The 18,664-nt window shown below is 71.6% G+C and carries 11 protein-coding genes; all 11 read right to left on the minus strand.

Annotation, left to right across the window (positions count from 1 at the left end):
• Window positions 1-193: 193 nt before the first annotated feature.
• The 11 genes from ACK1X7_RS40020 to ACK1X7_RS40070 all read right to left on the minus strand — a co-directional run bounded on the left by ACK1X7_RS40020 (window position 194) and on the right by ACK1X7_RS40070 (window position 18,632).
• Complete coding sequence (locus ACK1X7_RS40020; protein WP_385150354.1) at window positions 194-3,127, minus strand: glycoside hydrolase family 2 TIM barrel-domain containing protein; 2,934 nt, start codon at window positions 3,125-3,127, stop codon at window positions 194-196.
• A 12-nt stretch (window positions 3,128-3,139) separates the two neighbouring features.
• Window positions 3,140-4,372, minus strand: coding sequence for an ROK family transcriptional regulator (locus ACK1X7_RS40025; RefSeq protein WP_385150357.1), 1,233 nt, complete (start codon window positions 4,370-4,372; stop codon window positions 3,140-3,142).
• Window positions 4,373-4,613: 241 nt separating this feature from the next.
• Window positions 4,614-6,215 (minus strand): penicillin-binding transpeptidase domain-containing protein, encoded by a 1,602-nt coding sequence (locus ACK1X7_RS40030; RefSeq protein ID WP_385150359.1) that lies wholly within the window; start codon window positions 6,213-6,215, stop codon window positions 4,614-4,616.
• A gap of 49 nt (window positions 6,216-6,264) precedes the next feature.
• Window positions 6,265-6,456, minus strand: coding sequence for a hypothetical protein (locus tag ACK1X7_RS40035; protein ID WP_093466356.1), 192 nt, complete (start codon window positions 6,454-6,456; stop codon window positions 6,265-6,267).
• A 164-nt stretch (window positions 6,457-6,620) separates the two neighbouring features.
• Window positions 6,621-7,280: a LutC/YkgG family protein gene (locus tag ACK1X7_RS40040; RefSeq protein ID WP_385150368.1), complete on the minus strand. Its 660-nt coding sequence runs from the start codon at window positions 7,278-7,280 to the stop codon at window positions 6,621-6,623.
• Window positions 7,281-7,375: 95 nt separating this feature from the next.
• Window positions 7,376-8,845 carry a lactate utilization protein B gene (locus ACK1X7_RS40045; protein ID WP_413116946.1) on the minus strand — a complete coding sequence of 490 codons (1,470 nt, stop codon included), beginning with the start codon at window positions 8,843-8,845 and terminating at the stop codon, window positions 7,376-7,378.
• 112 nt (window positions 8,846-8,957) lie between these two features.
• Window positions 8,958-9,710, minus strand: a complete 753-nt coding sequence (locus ACK1X7_RS40050) for a (Fe-S)-binding protein (protein ID WP_385150362.1) — start codon at window positions 9,708-9,710, stop codon at window positions 8,958-8,960.
• Complete coding sequence (locus ACK1X7_RS40055; RefSeq protein WP_413116417.1) at window positions 9,701-11,239, minus strand: rhamnulokinase; 1,539 nt, start codon at window positions 11,237-11,239, stop codon at window positions 9,701-9,703. Before ACK1X7_RS40055 ends, ACK1X7_RS40050 begins: the two co-directional genes overlap by 10 nt.
• Before the next feature lie 202 nt (window positions 11,240-11,441).
• Window positions 11,442-13,481, minus strand: coding sequence for a bifunctional aldolase/short-chain dehydrogenase (locus tag ACK1X7_RS40060; RefSeq protein WP_385152845.1), 2,040 nt, complete (start codon window positions 13,479-13,481; stop codon window positions 11,442-11,444).
• 756 nt (window positions 13,482-14,237) lie between these two features.
• Entirely contained in the window at window positions 14,238-15,398 is a 1,161-nt protein-coding gene (gene rhaI / locus ACK1X7_RS40065; protein WP_385152848.1) for an L-rhamnose isomerase, read from the minus strand.
• Window positions 15,399-15,428: 30 nt separating this feature from the next.
• On the minus strand, window positions 15,429-18,632 hold the full coding sequence (locus ACK1X7_RS40070; protein ID WP_390793454.1) for an alpha-L-rhamnosidase: 3,204 nt from the start codon (window positions 18,630-18,632) through the stop codon (window positions 15,429-15,431).
• Window positions 18,633-18,664 lie beyond the last annotated feature (32 nt).

Below are 18,664 nucleotides of genomic sequence, written 5' to 3' on the forward strand. Positions count from 1 at the left end.
GGGGCGCTGCCCCGGCCCCCGCCGGGGCTACGCACCAGACCCCGTTCTGGGGGCTCCGCCCCCGAACCCCCGGCGGGGGCGGCCCCCCTTGGACTGCCCCCGCACTCTTCTGACCAGCGAGCGCGGTACGGGTGGTGCAGGCGCGTACGGCCCGGGGCCGGTCGCCACGACCGGCCCCGACCGTACGCGACCGTCAGCTCAGCCGCGAGAACGTGAACGAGAACTCGGCCGGTGCCACGTCCAGGCGGTGCTCGTCCAGCACCCCCGGGCCGCAGGACTGGGTGCCGATGCCCTGCTGCCCGTGGTCCAGGTTCACCCACACCGTCTCGTTCGACGCCTCGAGATCCGGTGTGTGCTCGGCCGCGTCGAGCTGCTCGGTGGTCCAGCGGCGCGCGGTGAACCAGAAGGCCGGCTCGCCCTCGATCCGCACCCCGGAGCCGTCGGGCGCGGTCAGCCGCACCCAGCGGACATCGATCCGGGCGCCGTTCTCCTGCGGGCGGACGTACGGCGTCTGGAGCTCGTCGACCGACAGCGCCCACCGCCCGACCCGCGCGGCGGCACGCGTGTCCGGGTACGCCTCGCCGGGTCCGCCGCCGAACCACTCGGCCTCGCCCAGCACGGCCGGGAGCCCGAGCCGCAGGCCCAGGCGCGGCAGCGGGCAGGTCCACTCGCCGAGCGGGGTGACGGAGACCGCCAGGCTCAGCCGTCCGTCCTCATCGGCGGTCCAGCGGTAGACCGTCTCCAGACCGAAGTCGACGGCGGCGGGCGCGACGCGGGTACGGACCGTCAGCGCACCGTCCGGCGTCGTCTCCACCGCGTCGGTCCGGTGCCGCACCCGGTGCAGCCCGAACGTGCGCCAGATCAGGCCCCAGCGCTCGTCCGGCTGCCAGGAGGCGCCGTTGTCGTTGTCGGTGGGCGCGCGCCAGATGTCCAGCCGGGGCGGTTCGGTGACCGGGAGCCCGCCCAGTGCCGTCAGGGCGCCGGTGGCCGCGTCGAAGACACCGGGGCCGAGCACGATCCGGTCGCCGTCGCTGCGCGCCGCCTCCCCCGAGGCGAGGGCGCGCGCCCGGCCGGTGCCGGAAGCGGTGGTGGGGAGCTGGGCCCAGGCCACCGTATGGCCCGCCTCGGCCCATGCCGTCGGCGCCGCGAGCCGCGCCTCGACGGTCCACCGGGTCTCCGCCCCCGCCTCGGCGGTGCCGGGCGGTGCCGGGAGCTTCAGATCGGCGGACTCGCCCGGCGGCAGCGGCGGCACTGCCAGCTCACCCGAGCCGATCGCCTCGCCCTCCGCCTCGTAGCTCCAGGTGAAGACGAGATGGGACAGATCGGCGAAGTCATGGCCGTTGGTGATCCGGACCGTGCCCCGCGCCCCGTCGCCCTCGATCCGCACCGGCTCGATGACCTTCTTGTACTCGATCAGCCCCGGGGAGGGGGTGCGGTCGGGGAAGACCAGCCCGTCGCAGACGAAGTTCCCGTCGTGCAGCTCCTCGCCGAAGTCCCCGCCGTACACGTGGTAGAAGCGGCCGTCCGGGGCGCGCCGGGTGAAGCCGTGGTCGATCCACTCCCAGACGAAACCGCCCTGGCAGCGCTCATGCGCCTCGAACAGCCGCTGGTACTCGCCCAGTCCGCCCGGCCCGTTGCCCATGGCGTGCGCGTACTCGCACTGGATGAACGGCAGCGCCCGGCGCTTCGCGTCCAGCTCCGGATCGCCCCACGGCGCCTCGGTGCGCCGGCCGATCTGGTCGACCTCCTCGTGCGGTGCGTACATCCGCGAGTAGACGTCCGTGTCGGCACAGGACATGTCGCCCTCGTAGTGGATCACCCGGGACGGGTCGCGCTCCCGGATCCAGTCGGCCATGGCGGACAGCCCGCGTCCGGTGCCGCACTCATTGCCCAGCGACCACATCACGATGGACGGGTGGTTCTTGTCGCGCTCGACCATGCGCTCGGCGCGGTCGAGCAGCGCCGGGGTCCAGCGGTCGTCGTCCACCGGGTTGTTCCGCCAGTCCAGGACGCCGAAGCCATGGGTCTCCAGATCGCATTCGTCGATCACCCACAGCCCCAGCTCGTCGCAGAGCCCGAGGAAGGCCGGATGCGGCGGATAGTGGCTGGTGCGCACGGCGTTGATGTTGTGCTGCTTCATCAGCACCAGATCGCGGCGCATGGTCGCGAGGTCCACCGCCCGCCCGTTCTCGGGGTGGAACTCATGCCGGTTGACGCCGCGGAAGAGCACCCGACGCCCGTTGACCTTGAGCAGCCCGTCCTCGACCACCACGGTACGGAAGCCCACGTGCAGCGAGACGCTCTCGCCCACCGTGGTCAGCCGCGCCGCGTACAGCCGCGGTGTCTCCGCCGTCCACGGCTCGACGGGGACGGTGGCGCTCTCCCCGGTGGCCAGGTCAAGCCCCAGCTCGGGGACGGTGACCCGGCCGCCGGGGTCGGCGTCGATCCGCAGCGTGCCCTCGCCGGTGGTGTGGTCGTACGAGGCGTGCACGAAGTAGTCGGCGAGCGCGCCCTCGGGGCGGTGCTCCAGCGTCACCTCGCGGAAGATACCGGGCAGCCACCACTGGTCCTGGTCCTCCAGATAGCTTCCGGAGGACCACTGGTGGACGCGGACGGCCAGCACGTTCCCCGACGGCTCGAGCAGGCTCCCGACCTCGAACTCATGCGGCAGCCGGCTGCCCTTGAAGGTGCCCAGCTCCTCGCCGTTGAGCCAGACCCGGGCACATGACTCGACGCCCTCGAAGCGCAGCACCGCGTCCCCGCCCTCCGGCCAGTCGCCGGGCAGATCGAAGACGCGCAGATGGTCGCCGGTCGGGTTCTCGGCGGGGACATGCGGCGGATCCACCGGGAAGGGATAGAGCACATTGGTGTAGATTGGCGCCCCGTGGCCGTGCAGCACCCAGTGGCCGGGCACCGGGAGCTCGTCCCAGCCGCGGGCGTCGTAGCCGGGGCGGGCGAAGGAGTCGTCCTCGGCGGTGGCGGTCGGCGACAGCCGGAAGGACCACGTCCCGTTCAGGCTCAGCCGCGCGGCGTCGGAGGATGGGGTCCAGGGGCGGGGCGGCAGCGCTCCCGCGCCGGGGGAGACGTCCTCGTAGTAGGGCGGTGGCGTGTGCTGCGTGGAGCTCATCGTTCTCCTCGGTCAGCCCTTGGAACGGCTTCTTGGTGTGGTGCGGCGGTTCTTCGGTCCCACCGACGCGAGCGAGCCCTCCAGGGCGAGGGTCGCCGCGCCGAGGCTCACGGGGTTGGACGGGATCGGGCACAGCACGATCTCGGTGTTCGCCAGCGGGCGGCGCAGCGCGCGCACCGCCACCGCCGCGCGCACCTCGGCGAGCAGTGGCTCCCCGAGGGCGGCCGCGACCCAGCTACTGAGCACGATCACTTCCGGGTTGAGCAGATTGATCAGATCGGCGAGCGCGGCGCCGAGATAGCGCGCGGTGGTGTGCACGACCCGCACGGCCACCGGATCGCCGGCCGTGAGGCCCCGGCCGAGCGCCTCGATGGTGGCCGTCTGGTCGTCCGGGTGCAGCAGCGGGCTGTCCGGGCTCAGCTCGCGCAGATTCCGCATGATGCCGGGGGCGCCGACATAGGTCTCCACACATCCCTGGTTGCCGCAGTGGCACTGCCGTCCGTCCAGGACGAGGGTGGTGTGCCCCCACTCCCCGGCGCTGTTGCTGACCCCGCGGTGCAGGGTGCCGCCGAGCGCCAGCCCGGCCCCCACGCCCGTACCGAGGTTGACCACCACGGCGTCGTTCCGCCCGCGCGCCGCCCCGAACCACTGCTCGGCCACGGTGCAGGCACGCAGCGGATTGTCGAGGTGGAGGGGGTACGGGAGGTGCTCGGCCAGCAGCCGCAGCAGCGGGACGTCATGCCAGTCCCAGTTGGGCGCGAAGACCGAGACCCCGCCCTCGCGGTCCACCTGCCCCGGCATGCTCACGCCGACGCCCAGCACCCGCTCCGCGGCCACGCCCGACTGCCCGACCACCGAGGCCACGGCGTCCGCGATACGCCCCACCACCTTGCCCGGATCGTTCTCCTCCGGGCGCAACTCCTCGTCCGCGCGGGCCAGGACGGTCAGCGCCAGATCGAACAGCTCGACATGGATATACGTCTCCGCCACATCCACGCCGATCAGCGCGGCGCCCGAGGAGTTGACCGCGAGCAGACCGCGCGGCCGGCCGCCGTCGGAGTCCTCGTAGCCGACCTCGACCAGCATCCCGAGGTCGAGCAGCTCCCCGACGAGATTCGCCACGGTGGCCGGACTCAGCTCCGTCGCGGCGGCCACCTCCCGCCGGGAGACGGGGGATCGGGCGACGATATGGCGCAGCACGCTGTAGCGGTTGGCGGTGCGTATATCGCGGGACGTGCGCTTCACGCCGGAATCCCCTCTGCGCTGCATTGCGCTGCGCGGGCAGATGCGGTGCCGTGCGGTGGCGGCCGCCGCGCCAGGCTAGAGCGTGGGCCAGACCTTGGACAACCCCTTAGCCCAACCCCTGTACGAAGTGAAGGGGCAGCGGGGGAGGCCATGGGGTAGTGGCATTCGGTACCGTGCGTCAGCCGGCTTCGAGCACCGGCTTCGAGCACCGGCTTCGAGCACCGGCTTCGAGCGCCGCTCGTCAGTCGGCCTCGAGTACCGCGCGGACGACGGGTCCGGCGGCATCCCCGCCGTGGCCGCCGCCGGTGACCACGGCGGCTGCCGCCACATCGTTCCGGTAGGCGGTGAACCAGGCGTTGGTCTTGGGCTGGCCGTCGATCTCGGCCGAGCCCGTCTTGGCCCCGATGTCGCCGGTGAGCCCGGACATCGCCCGGGCGGCGGTGCCGCTCGTCGCGGTCAGCCGCATCATGGCCCTGAGCTGCGACCGGGTGGCCGGGCCGAGGCCGCGGTCGCTGGTGGCGATCTCGCGGTGGTCGACCGAGCGCGGCACGATGACGGGCTGCTTGAAGGTGCCGGTCTGGGCGGTGGCCGCGACGGAGGCGATGGTGAGCGGGTTCATCTGGACCGTGCCCTGGCCGATCATGGCGGCGGCCTTGTCGTCGCCGCTTCCGCCCGGCACCTCGCCGTCGAAGGTGGTGACGCCCACCCGCCAGTTGAGCCCGAGGCCGAACACGGACCGGGCCTCCTGGGCCACCGCGCCATCGGGCACGGTCCCGGCGAGCGAGACGAACGCGGTGTTGCAGGACGCCGCGAAGTCCTGCGCGAAGGTGGCGCCGGGGTTCTCGCTGTCCTCGACGTTGTGGAACGTCATGCCCTGTGCGTACGCCGCCGTCTTCGGGCATGGCACCAGGTGTCCCGGGCTGACCTTGCCCGCCTCCAGCAGAGTGGCCGCGGTGACTATCTTGAACGTCGACCCCGGCGCCGTCTGCCCCTGCAACGCGGCGTTGAACTCGGCCTGGTCGGAGTTGGCCACCGCCAGGATCTCCCCGGTGCTGGGCTTGAGCGCCACCACGGAGGCGCCGTCGCGGGTGGCCACCGCCTTCTCCGCGCGCTTCTGCACCCCGGCGTCGAGAGTGGTGCGCAGCGTGCCAGGCGTGCCCTTCTTCACCACATGAAGCGTCGCTCCGGCGGTCCCGTCGGGCTTGACCGCCGACACCTCCACCCGAGCCGAGCCCCCGGCGTCCGCCCCGTATCTCGCCCGAAGCGCGATCAGTACCGGGTCGAGCGAGGGATAGCGGCCCTGCCGCAGCTCCTTGCCGTCGCGGTCCAGCACCCGCACCGGCGGATTGTCCGCCAGGTCCGTCCGCACGGACTCATCGGCCGCCAGCTTGGGATGGAGGACCGAGGGTCTCCAGTCGACCAGCGGTTTCTTCGTCGTCCGGCCGCGCACCACGGTCAGCCGGGACTCGTACGTCCAGCTCGAAAGGGTCTTGTCGAAGACCACTTCGGCCTTGACGGTGAACGGCACCGTGGTGCCCCGCGCCGTGCCCGGGCTGAGCGTCACCTTCCGCACATGACCGTCGTCGCGATAGCCGCTCAGCGCGCCGATGGCCGCCTCGGCGTCGTTGGTCAGCCCGGCGGCCAGCATGTCATTGCCGTCCGCCCATGCGTCCAGGAATTCCCGGGCGGTCCGCCGGGTCTCGTCCGCGGTCACCGGACCGTCATGGGGTGCGGTGGTATTGCCGCTGGTCACGCCCGTGTAGAGGTTGTATCCGCCGTACCCGGCGACGCCCAGAAGCCCCGCCGCCACCGCTCCGAAGACGACCTTGCCCACAGCCCCCATGGCGCCCCCCGGCTTTTCAGATGTGGTCGGCTCGTGCCGCTCGTGCCGCTCAGGCGGCCTTCTCGACCTCGCCGCGCAGCGCCCGTGTGTAGACCTTCAGCAACCGGCTGTACTCGGCCCGCTCCGAAGGCCGCAGTGCCCGGCCTGCCCGGGCCCGCAGAAAGACGCGAATCGCCTCATTGGCCTGGTCGGTGGAGGAGGTGGTCAGTAAGGCAGGTTGTTGAGTAGGAGTCGGACGCATGCCATAAGAGTAGAGGCCCCTACCGACAACAGCATCGGCTTAAACCGCCCAACTGCGGTGTTACCGGCGGTATGTGAGGAAGACCGCATCCCCCGCACGGGTGTTCCTTCGCCTGCCCCTATGGCATATGCCCCGCCGTGGCCGGGGTATGCGCCCCTGCTTCATCAGCTCTGACCAGCGGTTTCCGGCCCGGCCGGCGACCCTGCGAGGATCACCTCGAGGGTGCGGGGGCCGTGGACGCCCTCGACGCGATCGAGTTCGATGTCACTTGTCGCGGACGGGCCCGAGATCCAGGTCAACGGGCGGGCGGGGTCGAGGCGTTCAAGGCCCTCCGGGACGGAGCCCACGACCTGGTCGGGCACGTGGATGACGCAGATGTGGTGGTCGGGAACCAGGGTGATACGGCGGCGGCCCTGGTCGGGGGCGGCGTCCAGGACCACGGTGCCGGTTTCGGCGATGGCCACCGCGCAGGCCGTCACCACGCTGGAGACGGCGTCCAGGTCGTGCGGGGTCAGCTCCGCCGTGTCCGGGATCCGGCGCACCGCGTCGGGGACGGCGGACAGCCAGGAGTCGGGCAGGCCGGGGGGTACGGCCACGCTGGTCGCGCCGCGATCGGCGAGGAGGCGGGCGATCAGGGCGGGGAGGGAGGGGGTGTCGGCGCGGTGGACGATCGCGCGGTAGTCGGCCAGGTTCTCGGCGAGGAGGTCCACGGTCTCGGCGGGGGTGCGGTCGCCGTGGACGCGGTGGTAGGTGCGCTCGACCGGCACCGCGTCGGGCGTCTCGGCGCGCGGCACATCGGCCAGGGCGCGGCGGATACGGGCCATGACCAGGGTGCGGGAGCCGGGGTCCTGGGCGTCGGGGCCCTGGGCGTTTCGGGCGCCGGGGCGCTGGGTGCTTTGGCTGCCGGGGTCCTGCGGGGTCATGTGGTCTTCCTTCCCTCCGTGCCGCTACCGCCCCGGGTGCGTTGCCACCAGTCGCGGAACGACTCCTCCGGCACCTTCGGCAGCTCCCGCGTATCGCTCCACGCCCGCCCCGGACCGGGCAGTCGGCGCGGATGGAAGCGGCGGGTGCGGGAGGCCAGGCGCTGGCCGGTGCGCAGCACCCCGGGGTGGTCCAGGGCCCAGCGGGCGGCACGCATCGCGGCGCGCTCGGCGGCGTGGCCCTTGGCGGGCTTGATGACGGTACGGGTGCCACGGACGGTTACCGGCCCGCCCTCGACCACGCGCTCACGGAGGTGGACCAGGACCTCCGGGATGTCGATGGCGACCGGACACACCTCGTAACACGCCCCGCACAGGGATGACGCGTACGGGAGGGAAGCGTCCAATTCGCTCTGGGTGCCGCGCAGTTGAGGGGTGAGAATCGCGCCGATCGGGCCCGGGTACGCCGAACCGTAGGCATGGCCGCCCGCCCGCTCGTACACCGGGCACACATTGAGACACGCCGAGCAGCGGATGCAGCGCAGCGCCTGGCGGCCCACGGTGTCCGCGAGGGTGTCGGTGCGGCCGTTGTCGAGGAGGACGAGGTGGAAGGTGCGGGGCCCGTCCGCGTCCGTGGTGCCGGTCCAGGTGGAGGTGTACGGGTTCATCCGCTCGGCGGTCGAGGAGCGGGGCAGAAGCTGAAGGAAGACCTCCAGGTCCTGGAAGGTGGGGATCACCTTCTCGATGCCGACGACGGAGATCAGCGTCTCGGGGAGGGTCAGGCACATCCGGCCGTTGCCCTCGGACTCCACGACCACGAGCGTGCCGGTCTCCGCGACCATGAAGTTGGCGCCGGAGATGCCCACCTTGGCGTTAAGGAACTTCTCGCGGAGATGCAGCCGCGCGGCCTCCGCCAGATCGGCGGGCGCGTCGGTCAGCCCCTCCGGGGCCGGGCGGCCCCACTCGGCCATCTTCGCCGCGAAGATGTCACGGATCTCGCCCCGGTTGCGGTGGATCGCCGGGACCAGGATGTGCGACGGAAGGTCGTCGCCGAGCTGCACGATCAGTTCGGCGAGATCGGTCTCGTACGCCGTGATCCCGGCGGTGGCGAGGGCGCCGTTCAGCCCGATCTCCTGCGTGGCCATCGACTTGACCTTGACGACCTCGCGCTCGCCCGTCGCCCGCACCAGCTCGGTGACGATCCGGTTCGCCTCGTCCGCGTCCGCCGCCCAGTGGACGTGGCCGTCGGCCGCCGTGACCGCGCTCTCCAACTGCTCCAGATAGTGGTCGAGATGGCGCAGCGTACGGTCCTTGATGGCCGCGCCCGCGGCGCGCAGCGGCGACCAGTCGTCCAGTTCGGCCACCGCCGTGGCGCGCTTGGCGCGGATGGTGTGGGTGGCGTGGCGGAGGTTGGCGCGCAACTGGGTGTTCCGCGTCGAGGCGTCGGCCGCCACCGGGAAAGCGGGCATCCCCAGGTAGGTGGCTTGGGTTCCGCTCACCAGTCGTGTCCTTCCCGATGGATTTCGCTCACCTGATGGTGTCCGCTCGCCTGATGCCTTGCCTTCACCTGGCGGTCTCCGCTCACCAGACGTTTCCTTCCGTGCTGGCCAGGATCTCGGCGATGTGGACCGGGCGGACCGCGGAGCCCTGGCGGGCGAGTGTGCCGCCGATGTGCATCTGGCAGGAGTTGTCGACCGTGCACACGGCCTCGGCACCGGTCGCCGTGATGTTGCGCGCCTTGTCCGCCCCCATGGCCGCCGAGACGGCCGCGTTCTTGACGGCGAACGTACCGCCGAAGCCACAGCACTCGTCGGCGCCCGGCAACTCCACCAGGGTCAGCCCCTTCACGGCGGCGAGAAGCGAACGCGGGCGGTCGCCGAGCCCCAGCATCCGCAGCCCGTGGCAGGTGGGGTGGTAGGTCACGGTGTGCGGGTAGTACGCGCCGACGTCGGTGACCTTCAGTACGTCGGTGAGGAACTCGGTCAGCTCGTACGTCTTGGGGACGGTCTCGGCCGCCGCGTCCGCGAGCTCCTGGCCACGACCCTCGGCGGCGGCCTTGGCGCCGATCCGGGGGTAGTTGTCGCGCACCATCGCCGCGCATGAACCCGAGGGGGCCACCACATAGTCGTAGTCGCGGAACGCGGCCGCGTAGCGGCGCACCAGCGGTTCGGTCTCGTGGCGGTAGCCGGTGTTGAACTGCGGCTGACCGCAGCAGCTCTGCCCCTCCGGGAAGCCGACCTCCACGCCGAGCCGTTCGAGAAGCGTGACGACGGCCTGGCCGGTCTGTGGATAGAGGGTGTCGTTGACGCAGGTGATGAAGAGCGCTACGCGCACGGTTCCTCCTCGTCGCCCAGGCCGGTGGTGGCCCTTGTGACCTGTGCGTCTCCTAGCCGGGCGGCTGCCCGGTCCCACGCCGAATGATCACCTGTGGGCTCATACTGCCTCAGAGGCTGGGTGCTGTGAAGCAGCGCGCGCAATTCTGGCAAACCACCGGTGATCGCTCCGGCCGCCCGGGCCTGGACCAATACGTTTCCGAGGGCCGCCGCCTCGGCCGGGCCCGCGACGACGGGGAGCCCGCAGGCGTCGGCGGTGAGCTGGCACAACAGGGTGTTGTGCACACCGCCGCCGACGATGTGCACGGTGCGGACCGTACGGCCGGACAGCCGCGTGGCGTCGGCGATCGCGCGGCGGTGGGCCAGGGCGAGGGAGTCCAGGACGCAGCGGGTGGTCTCGGCCGGGGTACGGGGGACGGGCTGGCCGGTGCGGCGGCAGGCTTCGGCGATGCGGTCGGGCATGTGGTGCGGGGCGATGAAGGCGGGGTCGCCGGCGTCGACCACGGAGCGGAGGGGGGTGGCTTGGGCTGCCTCTTGGAGCAGGGCGGTGAGGTCTGTGCCGGTGGCTCGCATGTTCTCGGCGTTCCAGGTGCGGACGCACTCCTGGAGCATCCACAGCCCCATGATGTTGCGCAGATAGCGGACCGTGCCGTCCACCCCCAGCTCATTGGTGAAGTTGGCCGCGCGGCTCGCCTCCGTGAGCACCGGCGCGTCCAGCTCCAGCCCGGCGAGGGACCAGGTGCCGGTGGCGATGTACGCGAAGTCGGGCGTGGTGGCCGGGACGCCGACGACGGCGGACGCGGTGTCGTGCGAGCCGACGGCGGTCACGGGGAGGGGGGTGGTGAGGCCCGTCTCGGCGAGCACGTCCCGGCGCAGGGTCCCGGCGGGGTCGCCCGGGTGGCGCAGGGGCGGGAAGAGCGTCAGGTCGATGCCCAGGGCCTGTGCCACAGGGGTGGCCCAGTCGCGGGTGCGGGGGTCGATGAGCTGGGTGGTGGAGGCGTTCGTCAGCTCGGTGCCGGGCTCGCCGGTCAGCCAGTACGAGATGAGGTCGGGGATGAGGAGGAGCCGGTGGGCGGCGGTGAGGGTGGGGGTGCCCTGGGCCGCTATGAGCTGGTAGACGGTGTTGAAGGGGAGGTGCTGGATGCCGGTGGCGGCGTAGAGGGCCTGGGGCGAGAGCGTCTTCGCGACCTTTTCGGGTGCGTGGGTGGTGCGGGTGTCGCGGTAGTGCACGGGGTTGGCGAGGAGGGTGCCGTCGGCGGCGAGTAGGCCGTAGTCGACGGCCCAGGTGTCGATGCCGATGCTGGTCAGGGGGTGTGGGGCGCTGTTCGCCGCTGCCTTCAGGCCGTTCAGGATGCCCTGGTAGAGGGACAGGATGTCCCAGTGCAGGGTGCCCAGGACGCGGGTGGGCTGGTTGGGGAAGCGGTGTGTCTCGTGGAGGGTCAGCCGTTCGGGGGCGACCTCGCCGACGATGAGTCGGCCGCTGGAGGCGCCGAGGTCAACGGCGGCGAAGCGGTGTTCTGTGGTGGGCACGTGGACCTCGTGGTGGGTGGGGTGCGGGGGTGGTTGCTGTGGTTCGTACGGGGCGGGGGCCGGGGCCTCCGGGGCGGGGCCCTGGACCGTATATTTACGGCGCCGTTGGCCGGGGGCGTTGGGTGGGCCGGAGATCGGCGCCACAAATGCACGTAAGCGTCCAGGACCCCACCCCTCCGACCCCGTCCCCCTCACGCGCGTCTCAGCGCAGGAACGCCGCCGCCACCCCCGCGTCGACCGGGATGTGCAGACCCGTGGTGTGGGCCAGGTCGCCGCCTACGAGCGTGAAGACCGCGTTCGCCACGTGGGTCGGGAGTACTTCGCGCTTGAGCAGGGTGCGTTGGGCGTAGAACTCGCCCAGCTTCTCCTCGGGGACGCCGTACACGGCGGCGCGTTGTGCGCCCCAGCCGCCGGCGAAGATGCCGGAGCCCTGGACCACGCCGTCGGGGTTCACGCCGTTGACCCGGATGCCGTGCTCGCCCAACTCGGCGGCGAGCAGGCGGACTTGGTGGGCCTGGTCGGCCTTGGTCGCGGAGTACGCGATGTTGTTCGGGCCCGCGAACACCGCGTTCTTGGAGGTGATGTACACGATGTCGCCGCCCATGTTCTGGGCGATGAAGGTCCGTGCCGCTTCGCGGGAGGCCAGGAAGCTGCCTCGGGCCATGATGGTGTGCTGGAGGTCCCAGTCCTGGGTGGTGGTTTCGAGGAGGGGCTTGGAGATGCTGATCCCGGCGTTGTTGATGAGGATGTCCACGCCGCCGAAGTCCAGGGCTGTTTGGGCGAATGCCGCCTTGAGCTGCTCTTCGGAGGTGACGTCGGCGACGACTGAGGTGGCCTTGTCCGGGCCGCCCAGCTCCTGTGCGACGGCTGCGGCTGAGGCTGCGTCGATATCCGCCACTACGACGCATGCGCCCTCGGCCACCAGGCGGTGCGCGATCGCCTTGCCGATGCCTGAGCCGGCGCCGGTCACCAGGGCGATACGGGTGGCGAGGGGCTTGGGCTTCGGCATGCGCTGGAGCTTGGCCTCTTCCAGCGCCCAGTACTCGATGCGGAACTTCTCCGACTCCTCGATGGGGGAGTAGGCCGACACCGCTTCCGCGCCGCGCATGACGTTGATGGCGTTGACGTAGAACTCGCCTGCCACGCGGGCGGTTTGCTTGTCCTTGCCGTAGCTGAACATCCCGACGCCGGGGATGAGCACGATGGCGGGATCCGCGCCGCGCATGGGAGGGGAGTCGGGGGTGGCGTGGTTGTTGTAGTAGGCCGCGTAGTCGGTGCGGTAGGTGGTGTGGAGTTCCCTGAGGCGGTTGATCGTCTCGTCGAGTGGGGTGTCGGGCGGAAGGTCCAGGACCAGGGGGCGGACCTTCGTCCGGAGGAAGTGGTCCGGGCAGGAGGTGCCGAGGGCCGCCAGGCGTGGGTGTTCGGCGCGGGAGACGAAGTCCAGGACGGTGTCGTCGTCCGTGAAGTGGCCCACCTGGGGGCGGTCCGTGGAGGCCAGCCCGCGGATCACGGGGGCCAGGGCGGCCGCGCGGGCGCGGCGCTCGGCCTCGGGGAGGCTGGGGTGGACGACGGGGCCGAACGGGTCCGCCTTGCCGCGTGCGGTGAGGAACTCCTCGGCGGTGCGGATGATGCGGAGGGAGTTCGCCTCGCACTCGGCGGAGGTGTCGCCCCAGGCGGTGATGCCGTGGCCACCGAGGATGCAGCCGATGGCCTGGGGATTGGCCTTCTTGACGGCGGCGATGTCCAGGCCCAGTTGGAAGCCGGGGCGCCGCCAGGGCACCCACACGACGTGGTTGCCGAAACACTCCTTGGTCAGCGCCTCGCCGTCGGCCGCGCAGGCGAGGGCGATGCCGGAGTCGGGGTGGAGATGGTCCACGTGCGCGGCGTCGACCAGGCCATGCATGGCGGTATCGATGGACGGCGCGGCCCCGCCCTTGCCATGCAGGCAGTAGTCAAAGGCCCCGACCATCTCGTCCTCGCGCTCCACCCCCGGGTAGACCCCGGTGAGCGCCCGAAGCCGATCCAGCCGCAGCGCGGCAAGCCCGGAGTGGGTGAGTGTACCCAGATCGCCACCGGAGCCCTTGACCCACATCAGCTCGACGTCCTGGCCCGTCACGGGGTCGGTCGCGGTGCCCTTGGCGGAGGTGTTTCCGCCCGCGTAGTTGGTATTACGAGGGTCGGCACCGAGCCGGTGCGATCGCTCCAGGAGCGCGGCCGCCTCGGGATGAGGTTCTGCGGTCATGTCGTCCTCTTCGTGTGGACCAGGCTGGTCTCGGCGGGAGACGTGTCCCGCATGGGTGTGTTTGGGGGCCGGTAGTGGTCGGGTGTGGCGCCAAGGGGTTCGGGGCGACGCCCCGCGTGTTGGGGGCGACTTTCCCGGCGAGTTCGGTTCGGAGTCCCGGGGTTTGGGGCAGCGCCCCGGGGGTGTGGGGCGAAGCTCTGGACCCGGGTGGAGTCCCGCGTGTTTGGGGCGGCTCCCTGGGGTGTTCGGGCGGAGCCCCGCCGGGTTCGGGGTGGAGTGGGTCGGAACCGCGCGTGTTTGGGATGGCTTCCTGGGGTGTTCGGGCGAGGCCCGTCGGGCTTGGGTCGGAGTCCCTGGGGTTTGGGACACCGCCCCGGGAGTTCGGGGCGAAGCCCCGGGGGCTCGATCCGAGCCCTGGGTGCTTGGGGCGGCTTCTCGGGTTGTTCGGGCGGAGCCCCAAGGGGATCGGGGCAGCGCCCCGGGGTGCGGGGCGGAATTCTGGGGAGCCGAGGTCGGAGTCCCGGGTGTCTGGGGCGGCGTTCTGGGGTGTTGAGCCCTGGCGAGTTCGGTGCGGAGCCCCTGGGATTTGGGTCGGAGCCCCCAGGGTCTGGGGCAACGCCCCGGGGACGTGGGGCGGAGCCCCGGGGGCGGGGCGGGGCGCAGCCCCGGTGGTCCCGGGGGGCCGGGGGCTTGCCCCCGGTTTCGGGAAGGGGCGGGGTGGGGAAGGGCCCGCCGCAGGCGCTACGCGCCCGCGCGCTACGCCCCCCACCCCGCCTGCTGCCCACCCACCCGCTCCGAAACGATCCGCTCCGCCCACCCCGAGCCCCGATACGCGCCCATCGGGTCGGGCCCGATGCCCAGTTCCTCGCGGACCTCGGCGAGCAGCGGCCGTACATCGGTGTTGTAGGCGTCCATCAGGACCGCGTTGGCGCCCAGCACATCGCCCGTGCGCTGCGCGGCGGCCAGCGCGTCACCGTCGACCAGGAGGGCCTTGGCCGTGGCTTCCTGGACGTTCATGACGGAGCGGATGATCGCCGGGATCTTGGGCTCGATGTTGTGGCACTGGTCGAGCATGAAGGCGACCCCCGAGGTCAGCCCGCCGCCGCGGACCACCTCGTACATGATCCGGAAGAGCTGGAAGGGGTCGGCGGCGCCCACCATCAGGTCGTCGTCCGCGTAGAAGCGGGAGTTGAAGTCGAAGGCGCCGAGCTTCTTCTCGCGCAGGAGGAGGGCGACGATGAACTCGATGTTGGTGCCGGGGGCGTGATGGCCGGTGTCGACGCAGACCTGGGCCTTGGGGCCGAGCTTGAGGCAGTGGGCGTAGGCGGTGCCCCAGTCCGGGACGTCCGTGGTGTAGAAGGCGGGCTCGAAGAACTTGTACTCCAGCAGCATGCGCTGGTCGTCGCCGAGGCGGTCGTAGACGGCGCTCAGGGCCTCGGCGAGACGGTCCTGGCGGGCCGCGATGTCGTCCTGGCCGGGGTAGTTGGTGCCGTCGGAGAACCAGAGCTTGAGGTCGCGGGAGCCCGTGGCGTCCATGATGTCGACGCACTCCAGGAGGTGGTCCAGGGCCTTGCGGCGGACCGCCGGGTCGGGGTGGGTGACCGAGCCCAGCTTGTAGTCGTCGTCCTGGAAGACGTTGGAGTTGATGGCGCCCAGTTTCAGGCCGCGTTCCTCCGCGTATTTGGCGAGCGCCCCGTAGTCCTCGACCCGGTCCCAGGGGATGTGGAGGGCGACGGTGGGCGCCACTTTGGTGAAGGCGTGCACCTGGGCGGCGTCGTCCAGCTTCTCCTGGGGGGAGCGCGGCACACCGGGCTGGGCGAAGACCTTGAACCGGGTTCCGGAGTTGCCGTACGCCCATGACGGCGTCTCGACCGCCTGGCTCTTGAGGGCCGCCTTCACGGCTGGAACGTCAGACATGAATCTCCTTAATGAAACGATTCAAGAAACCTAGCCGCGCGGTCGGCCACGCGTCAAGAAGTGGTGGGTCCCCGAGCCCACGGCGAACACCGCGCAGCCGTCCGCCATCCGCAGAAGGTGCCCGCCGTGCCGGGTCACATCCGCTGCGCGGCGCGCGGGGACCCAGATCTGTGCGGTGGTGTTGACGGGGATGGACACCGTGAGGGTGAAGTCCTCGCCCTGGGACCAGCGGGTGGTGACCGGGCCGTAGAGCGAGTCGTAGCGGCCCTCGGCGGAGCGCACTTCGCCGCCGGGGCGGGGCCGGATGAGGATCTCGCGGAAGCCGGGGGCGGCGGGGGCGATCCCGGTGATGTTCTGGTACATCCACTCGCCGACCGAGCCGTAGGCGTAGTGGTTGAACGAGTTCATCCCGACGTCCTGGAAGCTGCCGTCCGGCTTGATGGAGTCCCAGCGCTCCCACATCGTGGTGGCGCCCCGGTCGATCTGGTACCCCCAGGAGGGGAAGGTGCGCTGATGGAGCAGGCGGTAGGCGACGTCGGTGTGACCGGTCTCGGTGAGCGTCGGGAGCAGCCGGGGGGTGCCGAGGAAGCCGGTGGACAGATGCCAGTCGCGGTCCTGGATGAGGGCGACGAGGCGGTCGGCGGCGGGCTTGCGGAGGGCGGCGGGGAGCAGGTCCATGGAGAGCGCCAGGACGTACGCGGTCTGGGTGTCGCCCTTGATCCTGCCGTCGGCGGAGACATAGGCCGTGGTGAAGGCCGTCTTGATGCGGGTCAGAAGGTCTTCGTAAGGGGCCGGGTCCTCGTCCAGGACCTGTGCCGTGCGGGCCACGAGGTCGGTGGCGTGGGCGAAGTAGGCCGTGGCGATGACGTCCTTGGGGGTCTCCGCCTCGACGCTGAGCCAGTCGCCGTAGCCCTCGGCGGGCCGCAGCAGGCCGGTGCTGTGCTGTTCGAGATAGGTGATCCAGCGGCGCATGGCCGGCCAGTTCTCGCGCAGGACGCGGGTGTCGCCGTATGCCTGGTAGAGGTTCCAGGGCACGGTCACCCCGGCGTCGCCCCAGCCCGCTACGCCGTCGCCGACGTCGCCGAGGTTGGGCGCCACATTGGGGAAGGAGCCGCCGTCGGTTTGGCCGTCGCGCATGTCCTGGAGCCACTTGGTGAGGAAGCGGGCGGACTCCATGGCGTACGCGGCGGTGCTGGAGAACACGTTGATGTCGCCGGTCCAGCCGAGCCGTTCGTCCCGCGCCGGGGTGTCGGTGGGGATGGACAGGAAGTTGCCGCGCAGGCCCCAGGTGATGTTGGAGTGCAACTGGTTGAGCATCGCCGAGTCGGTGTGGAAGGACATGGTGAACGGCGCGGCGGTGTGCATGACCCGGCCCGTGACCGCGTCGAGGGAGGGCTTTCCGGGGTAGCCCGTGACCTCGACGTAGCGGAAGCCGTGGAAGGTGAAGCGCGGCTCGTAGGTCTCGGGGCCGCCGCCCTTGAGGGTGTACGTGTCGACGGGGCGGGCGGTGCGCAGATTGGCCGTATAGGCGGTGCCGTCGGGGCTCAGCACCTCGGCGTGGCGGATCCGGATCTTCCGGCCGGCCGGACCCGAGACGGTGAGGCGGACGCTGCCGACCATGTTCTGACCGAGGTCGAAGAGGTGGACGCCGGGGGCGGGTTCGGTGACCTCGACGGGCTTGATCTCGCGTTCCACCCGGGTCGGGGCGTCGGTCTGGGCCACCACCTCGGCGGTGATGTCCGCGGCCGTGACGGCGGGCTGCCAGCCGGTGTCGTCGAAGCCCGGTGAGCTCCAGCCCGGCGTCTCCTTACGGGCGTCGTACTCCTCGCCCATCAGCACGTCGGCGGTCAGCAGTGGGCCGGTGGCCGCGCGCCACTGCTGGTCGGTGGTGATGCGCTCGGTGCTGCCGTCGGCGTACACGACTTCCAACTGGACGAGCAGGGCGGGGTGTTCGCCGTACTGGGCCTGGCCGAGCCAGGCGATGTTCCCGGCGTACCAGCCGGGGGCGAGGGTCACACCGAGGGCGTTGGCCCCGGGGCGGAGGGCGTCGGTGACGTCATAGGTCTGGTACGCCACCCGCTTGCGGTAATCCGTCCAGCCGGGCGCCAGTTGATCGCGGCCGACGCGGACGCCGTTGAGCTGCGCCTCGTACAGGCCCAGTGCCGTGGAGTGGAGCCGGGCGCGCGCGACGGGCTTGGTGAGCCGGAAGGTGCGGCGCAGTTGGGCGGGGGACTGGAGGGGGAGCACCCGGCCCCAGGGCCCGCTGCCCCAGGCCGCCAGCTTCTTGGCGGTGGCCCAGCCGCTGTCGTCGAAATCCCGGTCCGGCCAGGCGGCGGGGGGTTTCGCGTCGGTCGTGCGCCAGGTGGCGTCCGTGTGGTGGTGGGTGGTGGTGCCGTCCTCGGTGGTGAGCTCCAGGGTGGTCAGCAGCCCCGCCGGGCCCTTCTCGGCGTTGGTGGCCGAGATGGCGAGGGTGGCGGCGCCCTGGTGGAGGAATTCGGTGACGTCCACGGTGGCCGGGTGGCTCCATGCCTTGAGCACACCCAGTGCCTCGCGGGCGGCGACCTCGGTGCCGTTCACATAGGCGGTGAAGCCGTCGTCGGCGGCCACCACCAGCCGGGCGCGCCGGACGGTGCCCGTGACCTGAACCGTGGCGCGGAACCACCGGGTGGCCGCCGGGGCCTCGGTGGCCGGATCCCCTTCGGGGAACCAGATCCAGGAGGCGCCGTCCAGGGCCGGGGGCGCGGTCAGCGCGGCGGGCGCGGTGATCCAGCGCGCCCGCCACTGCCCGTCGCCCAGCAGCCCGGTCTCCCACCAGGCGGGGGCGGACCACGGGGAGGGGCGGCCGTGGTCGTCCCAGACCCGCACCGACCAGTGGTAACGGGTGCGCGGACGCAGGGCCGGACCGTCGTAGGGCACCAGGACCGATTGGCGCGAGGTCTGCTTGCCGCTGTCCCAGACGTCGGGGTCGCCGAGCCGGTCGGGGGAGGTGGCGACCCGGATGTGGTACGCGCTCTGCGACTGGTCGCGGGCGTCGGAGTCGAGGATCCAGCTCAGGCGGGGGTGGGGGATGTCGAGGCCGAGCGGCTGGGGCGCGTACTCCACCGTCGTGCTCCGGACCCGCAGTCCGGCGGCGGGGCGGTCCTCGGCGGCGGCGGACGGGGTGAGAGCGGGCAGACCCGTGAGGGCCGTACCGGTGGCGGCGGTGGTGGCGAGCAGGTGGCGTCTGCTGATCATGGGCTTCCTCCAGGGATGGCTGGATGGGAACG

Source organism: Streptomyces sp. CY-1 (assembly GCF_047218265.1).
Taxonomy (GTDB): Bacteria; Actinomycetota; Actinomycetes; order Streptomycetales; family Streptomycetaceae; genus Streptomyces; species Streptomyces niphimycinicus.

What these genes read in the sequence shown, in the direction of transcription:
- ACK1X7_RS40060 (WP_385152845.1), bottom strand. Translation starts at nt 13,481, where the DNA reads ATGACCGCAGAACCTCATCCCGAGGCGGCCGCGCTCCTGGAGCGATCG.
- ACK1X7_RS40045 (WP_413116946.1), bottom strand. Translation starts at nt 8,845, where the DNA reads ATGCCCGCTTTCCCGGTGGCGGCCGACGCCTCGACGCGGAACACCCAG.
- ACK1X7_RS40070 (WP_390793454.1), bottom strand. Translation starts at nt 18,632, where the DNA reads ATGATCAGCAGACGCCACCTGCTCGCCACCACCGCCGCCACCGGTACG.
- ACK1X7_RS40040 (WP_385150368.1), bottom strand. Translation starts at nt 7,280, where the DNA reads ATGGCCCGTATCCGCCGCGCCCTGGCCGATGTGCCGCGCGCCGAGACG.
- ACK1X7_RS40020 (WP_385150354.1), bottom strand. Translation starts at nt 3,127, where the DNA reads ATGAGCTCCACGCAGCACACGCCACCGCCCTACTACGAGGACGTCTCC.
- ACK1X7_RS40030 (WP_385150359.1), bottom strand. Translation starts at nt 6,215, where the DNA reads ATGGGGGCTGTGGGCAAGGTCGTCTTCGGAGCGGTGGCGGCGGGGCTT.
- ACK1X7_RS40035 (WP_093466356.1), bottom strand. Translation starts at nt 6,456, where the DNA reads ATGCGTCCGACTCCTACTCAACAACCTGCCTTACTGACCACCTCCTCC.
- rhaI (WP_385152848.1), bottom strand. Translation starts at nt 15,398, where the DNA reads ATGTCTGACGTTCCAGCCGTGAAGGCGGCCCTCAAGAGCCAGGCGGTC.